The sequence below is a fragment of the Microbacterium sp. B19 genome (genome assembly GCF_000333395.1).
In the GTDB taxonomy this organism is placed as follows: Bacteria; Actinomycetota; Actinomycetes; order Actinomycetales; family Microbacteriaceae; genus Microbacterium.
Genome location: NZ_BADA01000545.1, coordinates 14,344 through 27,867 on the forward strand (window position 1 = coordinate 14,344; position 13,524 = coordinate 27,867).

Here is a 13,524-nt window from a genome sequence, read left to right on the forward strand (position 1 = left end):
ATGATGGCAGGATGCCGCCCGGCTTACACCGAAGTCCTGCGGACGGGTTGCCGGAGGATGGTGCGGAGCTTGTCGGGAGAGGTTCGGCGGGCGTCGCTGAGGTAGATCTCGTGGTGCTCCCCGCTCAGGCTGAGCCCCTGACCGGGGATGAACGTGTGGTGCAGCTCGTCCAGCACGTCTGCCTCATCGTCGAAGGAACCGAGGTGCAGCGTCTGCACGCACAGTCCTTCGGCAAGGGTCTCCATCCGCACTTCTTCCAGCCGGGCGGCGGATCCTGCGGCGCGCACGGTCTCGACGGCGGAACGGAACATCGCGTCGTCGATCCAGTCGGGGACCAGGAGCATCATCGTCCAGTCCCACCGCGACTTGTCTCGCGCCACGGTGAAGGCATCCATATCTTCCGCCCACCACAGGCCCTCCAACGGAGGCACCACGTAGTCGCGGCCGAGTTCGCGTTTGCTCGCGAACTTCAGCTTGTACGCGACGGGGTACAGCGCCTGCAGGGCCTGCGTGTAAGCCGGCGCGGTGTTGGGGTCGCCGTGCCCGTCGATCATCAGATATCGCAGGTCGGGAATCTCCACGATCCTGAATTCGCCGACCCTGGCCTGATAACTGTCGAGAGACTTCTTGAAATCGACCTTGGCCGTCATAGTGCTCCTCCCCTCGCTCCGCCAGCCTGGCAGGCCACCGCGATCCGAGGTAGTGGCACCCGCCTTGGTCGATGCCCCGTTGCCTGTCAACGCCCGCGCGCACACCGCGCTCACCGACCTACCGTGCCGCAATGGCAGTGGAACGACTCTGGCTCATCCGACACGGCGAGAGCGAAGGCAACGTCGCGGCCTCGAGGGCCGAGCACGGCGGATCGCCGGTGATCGCGCTCGACACCCGCGACAGCGACGTCGAGCTCTCCCCCGTCGGCGTGGAGCAGGCGACGGCACTGCGGGCGTGGGTCGACGCGCTCGACGTCCCCGTCGACGAGTACTGGGTGTCGCCCTACTGGCGCGCGCGGCAGACGCTGTCGCTCGCGCTCGGCGACCGGCCGGCGTCGGTGCCCACGCTCATCGACGAGCGGCTGCGCGACCGGGAGCTCGGCATCCTGGATCTCCTCACCACCCGCGGGGTGCAGGAACTGCACCCGGAAGAAGCGGCCCGCCGGCGCCACCTGGGCAAGTTCTACCACCGGCCACCGGGCGGAGAGTCGTGGGCGGATGTCACGCTGCGGCTCCGGTCGTTCCTCGGCGAGCGCCTCGACGCGTCACCCGCCACGGTGCTGGTCGTCGCGCACGACGCCGTGATCATGCTCGTGCTGTACGTGCTGCTACGGATGACCGAGGCCGAACTGCTCGCGTTCAGCGCCAGCCACACCGTCCGCAACGCCTCGGTCACCGAGCTCGTGCGCACCGACGACGGCTGGAAGCTCGTGACGTTCTCGTCCGTCGACCACCTCGCGGCCGAGGGCGCCGACATCACCGTGCACTCGGGAGGCGACGATGTCCACCACGCCTGAAGAGGTCACGCTGGCGCTGCTGCGCGAGTGGGGTCGCCCCGACCCGGCCGGGTCGAAGAAGTCCCGCGGGCAGGTGGTCGTGGTCGGCGGATCGCCGCGCTCCCCCGGCGCCGTGCTGCTCTCCGCCGAAGCGACGCTGCGCGTCGGCGCCGGGCGCACCGCCCTCGCCGTCCCCGCCGAGATCGCGCCCTACCTGGGATCCGCGATGCCCGAGGCCGGCATCCACTCCCTCCCCACCGGCTCCGCTTCCGTGGACGACGCTCTGCGCGCCACCCTGGAATCCTCGGATGCCGTGCTCCTCGGCCCCGGATTCGACGATCCGGATGCCACCCGCGCGGCCTTGCACGCCATCGCCGAGGCCGACATCGACCGGCTCGTGCTGGATGCGTTCGCGCTCGGCATCCTGGGGTCGGTCGATCGGGGCATCCTCCCCGCGGAGCTGATCCTCAACGCCAACGAGGAGGAGGCCGCGCTGCTTCTCGAACGCGACCTCACCGACGATCGCGCCGCCGACATCCGGGAGATCGCCGAACGCTACGAGGCCGTTGTGCACTGCTTCGGCACGGTGGCGCACCCGGACGGACGCACGTGGCAAGCCGAGCCGGGCAGCTCGGGCCTCGGCACCGCCGGCAGCGGCGACGTGCTGTCGGGCGCGATCACCGGCTTCGCCGCGCTCGGCATGGAGCCGGAACGCGCCGCGGTCTGGGGCGGATGGACGCACGCCCGCGCGGGTGACCGGCTCACCGAGCGGGTCGGCATAGGTTTTCTCGCGCGGGAGTTGCTGCCGGAGCTGACCGCGGTCGTGCACGAGAGCTGATGCGCTGAAGAGACAAAACGTAGGCAGATAGCTCTAGCTGGGTACGAATGGTTCCGCCATCCTTGCTGACCCCGTCAGAACCGCCGCGCCTCACGCCCGAGCAGTCCCGCGTTCAACGCCCACCCGGCGAGCGTCACCAGCACGATCGCCCCCGCCATCGCGAGCAGCTGAACGGGCTGGGTCAGGATGCCAAGACTCACGATCAGCGTGGTCGCACCGGCCGGAGGGTGCGGGGTCTTCAGCAGCGTCAGCACGACGGTTGTCACCGCCACCGAAAGCGCCCCCGCCATGAGGTACCCCGGGGTCAGTCCTCCGACGGGAGCGGGCGGCTGACCGCTGAGACCCAAGGCGTAGAAACACGCGACGCCGACCCCCAGCCCCACCGCGTGCCCGATCAGCGCGTTGCGCGGGCGCGACGCGGGCTGCTCGGGCGACTCGAAGAACAGCATCACGGTCGGTCCGAGGCTCGGGAACAGCCACGGTTGATGCAGCGCCAGACCCACGGCGCCGGTGAGCGCGAGCACGACGAGCGACAGCACACCCGCGTACGCCGCCGCACCCGCGCGACCTTGCCGCAGCTGCGCACCGAGCCTCACGACGCCACCAGCAGCGCTTGCGGTGCCGCCTGCTTCAGCCGGGTCGAGAGCCAATCCTGCTGCAGCTTCGTCTGCGGCTCGCAGTCGTCGATGATCGCGAGCAGTTCCTCGTCACGCAGCGCGAGCGCGGCCTGCTTCACCACGGTCCACGTCGTGTCGACGAAACCCACGAGCGCGTGGAGGTCCTGCAGGTCGCGCAGCAGTCCGAGCGGCCCGCTCCGGCTCTCGCTCATCGCGTCGGCGTGGAAGCGTTCGGGCTCGGCATCCGGAGTCTCCCCGTACCGCTCGACGACCGGACCCAGCCTCCGCCCGTGCTCATCGCACTGCTTGGCGAGCGTGTGGCACAGGTGGTAGACGTCGGGCTCGTCGCCGTGCCCCTCGGCGAGTTGGCGGAACGACCGGGCGAGCACGTCCTCCCCCGCGTGCAGCAGGCCGATGTACGACGCGAGGTTCATGCTTCCTCCCGGGTGGCGATGCGCGGCGGGTCGACCGGTCGCAGGGATTCCTCCGCCTCACCGTCCGGTCCACCGACCGTGGCCGGAACGCGCGAGGGATCGACCGGACGGGATGCCGTGGTGGTCGGCGCGGGCGCGGGGGCGGTGGCATCCGCGATCTTCTCGATCTGCACCGCGGCCACCTTGAAGATGGGCTGCTTCGACACCGGATCCCACTCGGTCATCGTCAGCTCGTTGGCCGCGGTGGGGTGCCCGTCGGGTCCGGTGCGCCCGTCCTCCCAGTACCCGTAATGGAACGGGGCGAAGACGCAGCCCTCGCGCACCTGGCCGATCCGCGCCGGAACGACGATCTCGCCGCGCGCCGACCGGACGCGCACGAGGTCGCCTTCGTGGATGCCACGCGCCTCGGCATCCGTCCTCGAAAGCTCGACCCACGCCGACGGAGCCGCCCTCTGCAGCTGCCGCGCGCGACCGGTCTTGGTGCGGGTGTGGAACTGATAGACGGTGCGGCCCGTGGAGTACTGCAGGGGGTATTCGTCGCTCGGCGTCTCGTGCGGAGGGTTGTACGCGGCGGCCTTGAGGATCGCGCGGCCGTCGACGCGCATGGCTCTGTAGTTCGTGGGGCCGATCGTCGCGCCGGTGAGGAGGTCGTGGCCGAAAGTCTCGGCGCGGTCGACGTCGGTGGGGAAGATGCCGTCGCCGTACAGGCGGACGGTCCCGTCGGGGTGCTCGTCATTACAGGGCCACGGGATGCCACTTCCCCCGCGCAGCTTCTCGTAGCTGAGGCCCGTGTAGTCGCAGAGTCGGCCGCGGGTGCACTCCTGCCAGGCGCGGAAGCCGTCTTCGGGTCCGGTCCAGTCGAGGAGCGGCGAGCCGTCGTCGCGGCGGAAGTTCATGCGCCGCGCGTAGTCGAGGAAGATGTCGAGGTCGCTCCGCGCCTCGCCCGGCGGCTCGACGGCCTTCTCCGACAGGTGCACGGTGCGGTTGACGTTCGTGAACGTGCCCTGCTTCTCGCCCCAGTCGGCGGCGGGCAGCACGACGTCGGCGAGCATCGCGGTCTCGGTGAGATAGAGGTCTTGCACGACGAGGAACAGTTCGGGCTTCGCGAGGATCTGCCGGATTCGCTCGGACTGCGGCATCGACACCGCGGGGTTCGTCGCCTGCACCCAGAGGAATTCGATGCTGGCCTGCTCGACGTAGCGGAAAATCTGCATGGCGTGCGTCGGCGGCGACCAGTGCGGGATCTTGTCGACGTGCACGCCCCACAGCTCGGCGAGCTGGCGGACGTGCTCGGGGTTCTCCCAGTTGCGGAACCCCGGCAGGTCGCCGTCCGCGCCGGCTTCGCGCGCGTTCTGCGCCGTCGGCTGGCCGTTCATCTGCAGGATGCCGCACCCCGGCCGCCCGATCCGTCCGGTGAGCAGGTGCAGGTTGTTGACCTGGCACGCGGATGCCGTGGCATCCGACGCTTGATAGAACCCCTGCAGCACCGTCGAGAGGACGCGCGGCGACTCGGCGAAGATCCGGGCGGCGGCGCGGACGTCGGCGGCATCCACCCCGCACGTCTCGGCGACGGCCTCGGGCGTCCACGGCTCGACCGTGGCCTTCAGCTCGTCGAAGCCGATCGTGTGGGCGGCGATGTAGTCGTGGTCGATCCAGTCGTTCGCGAGCAGCTCGCGGATGAGCCCGTTCATCAGGGCGAGGTTCGTGCCCGGCCGCACGGGGAGGTGCACCTCCGCCTCGCGCGCGACCTCGGTAAGACGCGGGTCGACGCACACCACGCGCGGCGGATTGGGCCCTGCGAGCCGGTCGAGTACCCGCGTCCACAGCACGGTCTGCGTCTCGGCCATGTTGTGGCCGAAGAGGAAGATGGCGTCGCATTCGTCGATGTCGGCGTAGCTGCCGGGCTGGCCGTCGGAGCCGAAGCTTTCCTTCATGGATGCCGCGGCCGTCGCCGTACACAGCCGGGTGTTGCCGTCCATGTGCGGGGTTCCGAGGCCGGCTTTACCGATGATGCCGAGGGCGTAATACTCCTCGAGGAACAGCTGTCCCGACGTGTAGAAGCCGAGGCTGAGCGGGCCTTTCTCGCGCAAGAGCTGCTGACTGCGCTCGACGATGCGCGACATCGCGGTGTCCCAGTCTGTTTCGACCAGTTCGCCGTTCTCGCGGATCAGCGGGCAGGTCAGCCGGTCGGCATTGGCCATTCCCTGCCAGCTGCCGAACAGGCCCTTGGGTCCGAGGCGCCCGTGGTTGACGATGTCGACTGCGCGCCCGCGGACGCCGACCATCTGGCCGTCCTTCACCGCGATGTCGGTGCCGCACCCGTTGCTGCACAGCACGCACGCGGACTGCACCCAGCGGTCGACGTCGTCCTCGGTGAGGCCGTCGGCGAGCTTCAGGTCGACGCGGACCGGCCACCGCTCCCCTCGCGCGAACGGTGTGCGCGTGCCCCAGATGTGCTCGATGCGATCGACCATGATCGTGTCCTCCCTGCGGTACGCGGGACAACGTAGGGCGGCCCTGCGGGATCGCCGAGAGCCTCGACAGGGGGCCGCGGCAGTGCCAAGGTTCGCCCGGCTGCCAGACTCTTTCGTGGTTCACCGCCACGAATAGGAGACGCCTGTATGGAGATCGAACCCGGCATCTACGAGCACTTCAAGGGCCAGCGGTACGAGGTGTTCGGAATCGCGCGGCACTCGGAGACCGAAGAGGTCTTCGTCTCGTACCGGAAGCTCTACGACGACTACTCGTACTGGGTGCGTCCGGTGGAGATGTTCCTGGGGGATGTAGAGCGGGACGGGTACGCGAGGCCGCGGTTTCGGCGGGTCGATTAGAAGCGCAGCGCCAGGCCGCGTGGAATCGTTGTCGGCATGATGCGTACACGCAACCGAAAAGCACCCACTTGCGAAAACGACGAGCACTCAGCTGACTATGACCGCAGGGTTAGTCGCTCCAGAAACTACGTCGATCCGAGGACTGGTTCTTCGACCGGTTCCCCCAGAAAGCTGCCACCTCATCACCGCGCCGAAAGCACGCGGGGGCAGCCAAAAGATTCGAAGTCCGTCGCGATCGTGTCCAGCGGATCGGGGAAAACCCCCTCCCAAGAACAGGCCCTAGACCCCAGAACCTGGCCGTTCTGAAGGGCCGAAATCATGCTCTCAAGATCCAGAGCGCCCCCGTTATCCCCCAGAAGCCGGTCCAGCAACCCCGCCGTGGTCCAATCTCCTGCACCCGCCGAATCCACGAAGTGGCGAAGAGGGGGAGCGGGAAGGTGGTGCCAGTTCCTCGACGACGGCGTTCTAAGCCTCGACCCGAAACGGCCTTGCGTCTCCACAACTGCGGACTCGACCCCATTCAGTATGGAAAGAAATGAGCCGGACCGCTGGGAACTGAACTTGATCAGATTCGCTGCCCTAACTGCCCGCATGAACAAGCTCACCAAACCGAGAGAGGAAGGTTCAAAGACGACGAAGCTGCCGCGACGTGACCATTCCTCCGCAAGCCGTAATGTGAACCGACTAGCACGATCGAAGAAGAACACGTCGGGCGTGTCGAGTTCGCCCAAAAGATCATTTGCATCCGACTCAGGCGGCGGACGATGAGTCGCAAATCTCTCTCCGCAAGCTGGGCAACGAAAGCGCCAGCGATGATCCCCGCGGTGGGCCTCCTGTACCAAAACAGGCGTACGCCAGTCCGAATCACGCCGGAGGTGGTCCGTCCGGACCCCCGCTTGATGGAGTCGATTGACGACGAGATTGCCTGCCGGGTCGTCACCGACTCTTCCAACCAGGTCCGCCTCCCACCCGAGCGAAGCGAGCGCTCGCGCGACGTTAGCCGCCGTACCTCCGGGCGCCGCCCGGACGGACCCATTCACCAGCGCGTCGACTGTCGTGTAGCCACTACTCGCTAGGCGGCGTCGATGTACCATGCTCTGCTTTCGCGGTAGGGGGAGAGAATCTGAAAGTTGCGGCCCGTAGCCTCAGACGTCCCAGTATCCGACCGAGCGCAACCTCGTTCTGCACATCGGTTCCGAATAATGGCCAGCAACGACTCGGATCCGCAGAGGTCTGGCCGACCGTGATGGAGTCGACCGACGCGTGCAGGAGGTCGAAGTCGTTTCCTCCCGGACCACCTTGGTCGCCTATGGAAAGGTAGCGACCGTAGCGAGTCTGCACCCTGTCGAGCGTCATCACTTTGCCTGCTGTCGAGGGGAAGACGTCAACGCTGTGGGCGCTCGTTCGCAAGCTTAGCGAACCGCGAGAACTCGCCGGCAGTAGAGAGGCGGCAAGATGATGAAGCTCCGTGATCGACTGTGACAACGTGCTTGGGCTCAGCGAGATCTGATGCGCGCCAACCTTCACCTTGGCGACGCCCAAATGCTCAAGGCGCGTCAACACGCCACCCGCTTCCCTGATCGATTCGACAGACCTGGGTTCCATCAACTCATCCGCCAGGTTCTGCTGCCACGACCCGTTATGCAGGCCGAGATCGACGAGCGGCCAGAAATCTTTGGGAATCCATTCCCGAAGCCCAAAGAACAAGCTGTCACCGCGGCCAGAAGCCACAGCCAGACGAACACCGGCGCGCAACATCCCGATCAAAGAGCTGCGAATTTCATCTGCAGGAGGGTCCCACCTATTCCGCGTTGCGACGCAGGTCCCGTCATAATCAAGCAGCAGGCCCACGAACTCAGCGCGGCAAACTTGCTTTCGCCACGCATCATACCCCTCAGAAAAGAAGTGATGTAAGTCGCGTTGTTCTGCCGTAAGACCGGCAGCCCGCAGCTTTTGCTCGACGGGCGCGAGCGAGAACACGGGGAGCGATCGTTTGTAAGGGAGGTGGTACAACTGCCGACCAAAATAGGGCACCTCCGGACGACTTGGCTCGATTCCGGCGGCATTTGCGAGGGGGATCGGAACAGACATGACCTTGATAAGAAGCTCGACCGCAGCCTTCAAGCCGCTCTCAGCGCTCTCCACTAAAGTCACGCCCTCGTTTCCTGGAATGCGCCCCAACGTACGCAAACAGAGTTCGCGCGAGTCCTCACCGGTCAATGCAAGTATCGTTGTCGCCTCACTGTGGCGGCTGAAGCCAACATGGCGACCATGTGCGAAGTTTCGGAAATCTGTCCGCTGTACCGCAGCCAACCCGAGCTCATGGAGGCGAGTTTCCACGTCGACTGCAGCCGCCACTCCTTCAAGACCGTGAAGGACAATCACCCTCTCCTGAATATGCACCGAGGGCTCGATTGACGGCGATGAGACTGGATATCCGTAAACTCGCGACAGGACCACAGCCATGCGTACGACTGAACCGGTGGCCAAGAATCCGTCTTCGGTATCGCCTGGCGGAACCGTCAAAACAGAAAGGTTGCCGACCTTCAACGCCTCCGGCAGGTCTTCAGGTGCCCTCTCCGTCACGAGGAGAATATCCAATCCCTCGCGACGCGCCCGCGAGACGGCGAGCGCCGTGTCGGGGTGCTTGGCGCGTGCGGAGAACACAAGCACCACTGTCCCCGTCGGCATCGGACCGGACTGAGCAAAGCCGAGAGGCGTCATCGCCCAGGCAGAGCGACGTACGGACTGACGGTGCGCAAAGGCGGCCAACTCCGCAAGCGCCAAGGCCCCACCGCTTCCGACGGCAACAAGACATCTCCCCGAAAGTTTTTCCGCGAAGGCGGCCAGGGCCTGATGACTCGGCAGTTCCGAGGCTTTCCGTACGTCCGCCGGGATTCCAGACACACTCGCTGCATACGTACTCATGTATCAACCATCTCCCGGGGTTCCGACATCGTACGGCGAACCGGTCAACCATGCGCCATACAGCACCGGGAGTCGGTCTGACGCGAGGTCCGGGCTCGCGAAGTCATAGCTCGTCGTGTCCACCTGCGCCACAACGAGATCCTCTTCGTGCGCGGCCAGCAACACCCCGAGACTCATGAGCTTGCTGCCGTGTTCGCTCGTCGCGATCGTTGGACTCCCCAGAGGGCTCAGCGCCGCTCGGTAGCGGCGAGCGAGCGAAACCATCTGGCGATATACATCAAAAGGATTGAGTTCAGACGCGTGCAGAACATTCCGAGGTTCGAATCGCAGAACTTCGAAGAGAAGATCACCGTGTTCAACGATAAGGTCGTCGGCGCGTCGAGCGCGTGTCGACGGAAACGGAACGACTGGACAGACCTCCTCCGGATCGAGCATAACTCGGATTCTGCTCAGCTCCTCGCCAGCCCCCTCGCCCAGTATTGGTATCCAGATGACGGGTTGACGCGAACTTGGCAGCCGGGTCAACGCGTTCAGCACGCTCGGCCTACCAATTTCGCTGCGAACGATCCTCCTATCCGTCTCAGCATCCTCCGATACGAGCACTAAGAGGTTCCCCCTAAAGCCGGCGTCTTCGGAGCCATTCAAAAGCAGGTGAATAATGGGAAACGAGATGGATGACGGCATGCCGCTCATGTCTACGATGACTGTATCAAACTCGAGCAAGCCATGATCCGCCACCAACTTGCGCGTCAGTATAGTTGCAGCTGAATTTGGCTCCGCCACCTGCGGAGCCTCGACAACCTCGAGGTTTTCACGGAATAGATCACGTAACTTTTGCAGATTCCGGGTAGCGGATTCCTTCGCGTCGGCGTGAGAGCCCTGGGCGTTCGGCCGCAACGCCAGCACCCGAAGATCCCCGACGCCGATACCAGCGACGGCTGTCGGAGCATGCAACGTTCGAGGATCGAAACCGCCCCCACATAGGAGCAGTGTTCGAACATCGTCCGGACCGACCGCCTCCTTGACGAGACCGACCGTGTCCTGCGTGTTCGCCGTGAAGACGTAATCGTTCCAGCGAGGAGTGGATGAAGACGTCATCTCGGCCAACCCGGAATCTGGGCAGGAGTGAGTCCGATCGCACGGGCGGCGTCCAGGTCAAGCCGCACTACTGCTTCGAAACGCTTCACAAGTGTCGCGACACTCTGCTCTCTGAACCCACTGCGTTGCAACGGCAACTTTAACGCCGGAAGAAGAAGCCGATTCAGATGGAAAAGGATCAGATCCTGATTTTTCACGCGCGCAATTTCGCTGGACATTTCCAGGAGGTTTTCGGCAACCGCAATTCTGAGTGCGGCACTTAGACGATTCCTGATCTCGCTCTTGCCTTTGAAGCCATCCAGAAGCGCATTCCTCTGCAAGTATGGCAGAGCCGTACCCGTCACTCCGGGAGCATACGGAGCGTTGCCGCGGTAGGTCTGTTCAACGCTGACGGCCGCGATCACCGTCAAAAGTGCGAGCACGTCCGCTCCCCTCTCAACCCGCCTCGGAATCTCGTTCCAGAACGAATAACTGGTCCGCCTGATCAAACGGTCCTGATCCGCAGCAGACAGCGTAGCGTTTCCTCGGCGTGAACGGCGAGAAACGGCCGCGACCATCGCATCGAATGCATCGCCAGATATACGCAGAAATTGCTCTACGTTTCGACTCGACAACGCGGATAATGTCTCTGGGCCATAATAGTAGGGTAGGGAATATTCGTTCGACAGGAACAGTCTCGCCGCCCCTCGATCCTTCGATTGCGATTCTGGAACCAATTCAACTTCCACTGTGTCGTCGAACTCGGCACTAAAAAGAGTCTCAGCCGCACGATTGTGCTCTCGTTCGAGACGGATGAATGCTTCGCGGAACGCAATGGCCGACTCGAGGCTATTGCTGCCGGAAACGCGATCCTCGATGTCCTCGAACCACGATTGGTATGCAGGATGATCGCGTAGATGCTCCATAACAGCTCGGCGAGATCCCTCAAGGGCTGCCGTGATGCCTTTTTGTTCGAGGGACGCATCCCCGTCCAGCAGGTCGCTGAATGGAGAGTGGACGTCGATTGCACTCAAGCCCTCGACACCTCGTGTGTCAGCAATGTGTTTCAGCAGTCGGTGACGCTTGGTGTCGCTCACCACTCTTCCGTCATCGACAGTGATAATTAGCAGGTCTCGGCCCACAGTTTTGCCAATCAACTCACCCGACGATGCGGCAGCTTGCCGTTCAGCCACCCACCGCGCGAAGCCGATGCGCCGGTCGAGGAGTGCGTCGTAAACGGCGTCCCTCTGAAATTCGTGCAGCTCGTCGACGTCGTCGATCAGTAGCAGCGGGTCAAGCGCTGCGATCACGCCGTCTACGGCAAACCTCGACTGGTCAAGCAAATCCAAGCTATACAGCTTTGTGTGCCCATCGATCTGGTCCCATTCGACGGGCACCAGGGAGTCGAGCAAGTTGAGGACTTCCTTCTCGATCTCCTCTGCGCGCGTAAGTACTTCGGAAGCCGGCACTCGACCGTCGTGCAGCCGCTCGTCCGTGGCGTAACTGAGGCGCCGAATAGCAGCAGATCCAGTCGCATCGAGCGCTGAGAAAACGAGTTCCACGCGATCCAAGCCCTCGGGAAACTGCACCTGCCGAGCAAAGGCGATTGCCTCCAGCGCGGTCCTAATGATGCGAGCGTCCAGCAGCTTGAAGAGTATTTTCGAGGCAGACGCACCATTGGGCCCGAGGTCTACCAGAGCCTTATAGTCGGGGCGCATACTGAGGAATATTCCCAGGCGCTTCAAGCCCTTGGCATCAAGCGCTCCGCGGATTGTGATCTCCCTTCGCAGTGCTAGCACCGAGACCTCCGGGTGCACATAGGCAGACAGCTGAGCTAGGGATTCCGCCGAGAAAAGTCTAAGCAAAGAAGTCTTACCCGCCCCAGGAGCGCTCCTCAGAACGACCAACCGGTCCCAAAGTGACTGGCCCGTCGGCATGAGACTGAGCATCTCTACACCGAATGTGCGATGAAAGTTGGACAGCTGACTCAACTGCTCTGTTGCGCGGTAGCGGAACGGATTATGGATGACCATTATGGTCGCTCCGAACTGTGTCGCTCATGGCGGGGGAAGACTCCGCTCCACGCGGATCCAGTATCTGACTCATCCAGCTTCCAGATTACCGGGGGAGTATTGTTAGGGGCGTTGTGGTGCAGGACTAGAGGAAGTCGACTGTCAGCAAAGCCAAAGCGAGGGTGGCCCGCCTTTCTGTTATGCGCATCCACCCAATCCTCATTGAAGTATTTCCTGAATATGTTTAGATAATCGTCGTCTCGACCATCGAGCAAGGGGACGTCGTCACCGAACGTGTGTGCATCCCGCAGCTCAAACTCGGATTTCAGCCCGGAACGTTCCATCCTCTCAGCAAGAGCATGGCTAGACTTCTGAGTCATGAGGTAGATGAGCACAACAATCCGCGCATCGTCGGCGACGAGGTGGGCTTCCTTCAATTGAGCTAGGTGCTCTCGGAGCCTGACGAGTTTGCCCTCCCAAACGCCGACCTTTTCGGTCCCGTCCTCGTTTTCTGCGGGGCGCAGCATCGTCGTGCCGCTTGCGGTGAAGTCGTCGACCACGACCACGGTTGCGAAGCTGGCCGGCGCACTCGAGCCCATTTGATTGAGTGCCTTCTCAAGCTTTTCCCTGAGGTCATCCTGCTTTGCTTTGTCAAGGGTCGACACTAGATGAAACTGCTCGGTAGAAAAGGAGGATGCTCTTCGCAGCTTGTCCAGCCGCGCACCGTCACTCATACCCATGATGAGCGTTCGCCGGTGCAGTTCCTGAAACTCCACTGATGAGGTTATGCGTCGCACTTGCGTGGGACTGACACCAAGCACCTCGGCAGTCTTCCTGATGAAGTATGGCCGGAGCCGGTCCGGATATATAGTTCCCACTAAGTGATCCATCTCAGCAGCAGAGACGAACAGCAATCTCTCGTTGATGAATCGGAGCGCGATTCGTCGGTCCGACGGGTCGAGCTGACTCAACCAGGTCGCAAGTGACTCGAGAAACTTGACCGCGGGGCTGAACCCCTCGTATTCGTCGTACTTGAGTGCCGCCAAACGAGTTAGTTGCACGGTTTCGACCGCGACTTCCTCGGTAGATGGTCTTCCATCGTCCGAGTCCCCGTAAACCACGGTGTCTAACAGGCGCCTCGCCAAGATTTCCTTCACGGTCCCCCACAGCCGAATCGACGACAACAACGTCATATCGGACGGTATCAGGCGAGGAGTGCACCGCGTAGGAGGCATGGCTCTTCGCTGACGGTCCGGCCCCGCCAGGTGGCGAGCGAGGTCGGGGGTAAGCAGTGCCGTCTC

Annotated in this window: 12 protein-coding genes; 3 read left to right on the top strand and 9 right to left on the bottom strand. The window is 63.6% G+C overall.

What is annotated here, in order from left to right:
• Positions 1-23: 23 nt before the first annotated feature.
• On the bottom strand, positions 24-650 hold the full coding sequence (locus I5G_RS18590; RefSeq protein ID WP_022880400.1) for a GyrI-like domain-containing protein: 627 nt from the start codon (positions 648-650) through the stop codon (positions 24-26).
• A 131-nt stretch (positions 651-781) separates the two neighbouring features.
• Here I5G_RS18590 and I5G_RS18595 point away from each other — a divergent pair, with 131 nt between their 5' ends.
• Positions 782-1,507, top strand: coding sequence for a histidine phosphatase family protein (locus tag I5G_RS18595; protein ID WP_026096088.1), 726 nt, complete (start codon positions 782-784; stop codon positions 1,505-1,507).
• On the top strand, positions 1,491-2,324 hold the full coding sequence (locus tag I5G_RS18600; RefSeq protein ID WP_022880402.1) for an ADP/ATP-dependent (S)-NAD(P)H-hydrate dehydratase: 834 nt from the start codon (positions 1,491-1,493) through the stop codon (positions 2,322-2,324). The genes I5G_RS18595 and I5G_RS18600 overlap by 17 nt, the downstream gene beginning before the upstream one ends.
• Positions 2,325-2,398: 74 nt before the next feature.
• Here I5G_RS18600 and I5G_RS18605 read toward each other — a convergent pair whose 3' ends face one another.
• Genes I5G_RS18605 through I5G_RS18615 form a run of 3 tightly spaced genes read right to left on the bottom strand, consistent with a single transcriptional unit; the run spans position 2,399 to position 5,849 of the window.
• Positions 2,399-2,920: an HPP family protein gene (locus tag I5G_RS18605; protein ID WP_026096089.1), complete on the bottom strand. Its 522-nt coding sequence runs from the start codon at positions 2,918-2,920 to the stop codon at positions 2,399-2,401.
• Entirely contained in the window at positions 2,917-3,375 is a 459-nt protein-coding gene (locus I5G_RS18610; protein WP_022880404.1) for a hypothetical protein, read from the bottom strand. Before I5G_RS18610 ends, I5G_RS18605 begins: the two co-directional genes overlap by 4 nt.
• A complete protein-coding gene (locus I5G_RS18615) occupies positions 3,372-5,849 on the bottom strand; it encodes a molybdopterin oxidoreductase family protein (RefSeq protein WP_022880405.1) in 2,478 nt (825 codons plus the stop codon). The genes I5G_RS18610 and I5G_RS18615 overlap by 4 nt, the downstream gene beginning before the upstream one ends.
• A 147-nt stretch (positions 5,850-5,996) precedes the next feature.
• On the opposite strand from I5G_RS18615, the gene I5G_RS18620 reads away from it, so the two are divergent.
• The gene (locus tag I5G_RS18620; RefSeq protein ID WP_022880406.1) at positions 5,997-6,206 is read left to right on the top strand and encodes a DUF1653 domain-containing protein; all 210 of its coding nucleotides are present in this window, start codon (positions 5,997-5,999) and stop codon (positions 6,204-6,206) included.
• A 182-nt stretch (positions 6,207-6,388) separates the two neighbouring features.
• Here the strand turns inward: I5G_RS18620 and I5G_RS27430 are convergent, their stop codons facing one another.
• The 5 genes from I5G_RS27430 to I5G_RS18640 form a co-directional block, all read right to left on the bottom strand.
• Positions 6,389-7,300 (bottom strand): PfkB family carbohydrate kinase, encoded by a 912-nt coding sequence (locus I5G_RS27430; protein WP_083896704.1) that lies wholly within the window; start codon positions 7,298-7,300, stop codon positions 6,389-6,391.
• On the bottom strand, positions 7,272-8,873 hold the full coding sequence (locus tag I5G_RS25570; RefSeq protein WP_148286547.1) for a hypothetical protein: 1,602 nt from the start codon (positions 8,871-8,873) through the stop codon (positions 7,272-7,274). The genes I5G_RS27430 and I5G_RS25570 overlap by 29 nt, the downstream gene beginning before the upstream one ends.
• 264 nt (positions 8,874-9,137) lie before the next feature.
• A complete protein-coding gene (locus tag I5G_RS23575) occupies positions 9,138-10,232 on the bottom strand; it encodes a hypothetical protein (RefSeq protein ID WP_239642574.1) in 1,095 nt (364 codons plus the stop codon).
• Positions 10,229-12,244, bottom strand: a complete 2,016-nt coding sequence (locus I5G_RS25575; RefSeq protein WP_148286548.1) for a hypothetical protein — start codon at positions 12,242-12,244, stop codon at positions 10,229-10,231. Before I5G_RS25575 ends, I5G_RS23575 begins: the two co-directional genes overlap by 4 nt.
• Entirely contained in the window at positions 12,244-13,380 is a 1,137-nt protein-coding gene (locus I5G_RS18640) for a hypothetical protein (protein ID WP_026096090.1), read from the bottom strand. Before I5G_RS18640 ends, I5G_RS25575 begins: the two co-directional genes overlap by 1 nt.
• Positions 13,381-13,524 lie beyond the last annotated feature (144 nt).

Coding starts and splice junctions, on each gene's coding strand:
- I5G_RS18590 (WP_022880400.1), bottom strand. CDS start 650: ATGACGGCCAAGGTCGATTTCAAGAAGTCTCTCGACAGTTATCAGGCC.
- I5G_RS18595 (WP_026096088.1), top strand. CDS start 782: ATGGCAGTGGAACGACTCTGGCTCATCCGACACGGCGAGAGCGAAGGC.
- I5G_RS18600 (WP_022880402.1), top strand. CDS start 1,491: ATGTCCACCACGCCTGAAGAGGTCACGCTGGCGCTGCTGCGCGAGTGG.
- I5G_RS18610 (WP_022880404.1), bottom strand. CDS start 3,375: ATGAACCTCGCGTCGTACATCGGCCTGCTGCACGCGGGGGAGGACGTG.
- I5G_RS18615 (WP_022880405.1), bottom strand. CDS start 5,849: ATGGTCGATCGCATCGAGCACATCTGGGGCACGCGCACACCGTTCGCG.
- I5G_RS18620 (WP_022880406.1), top strand. CDS start 5,997: ATGGAGATCGAACCCGGCATCTACGAGCACTTCAAGGGCCAGCGGTAC.
- I5G_RS27430 (WP_083896704.1), bottom strand. CDS start 7,300: ATGGTACATCGACGCCGCCTAGCGAGTAGTGGCTACACGACAGTCGAC.
- I5G_RS23575 (WP_239642574.1), bottom strand. CDS start 10,232: ATGACGTCTTCATCCACTCCTCGCTGGAACGATTACGTCTTCACGGCG.
- I5G_RS25575 (WP_148286548.1), bottom strand. CDS start 12,244: ATGGTCATCCATAATCCGTTCCGCTACCGCGCAACAGAGCAGTTGAGT.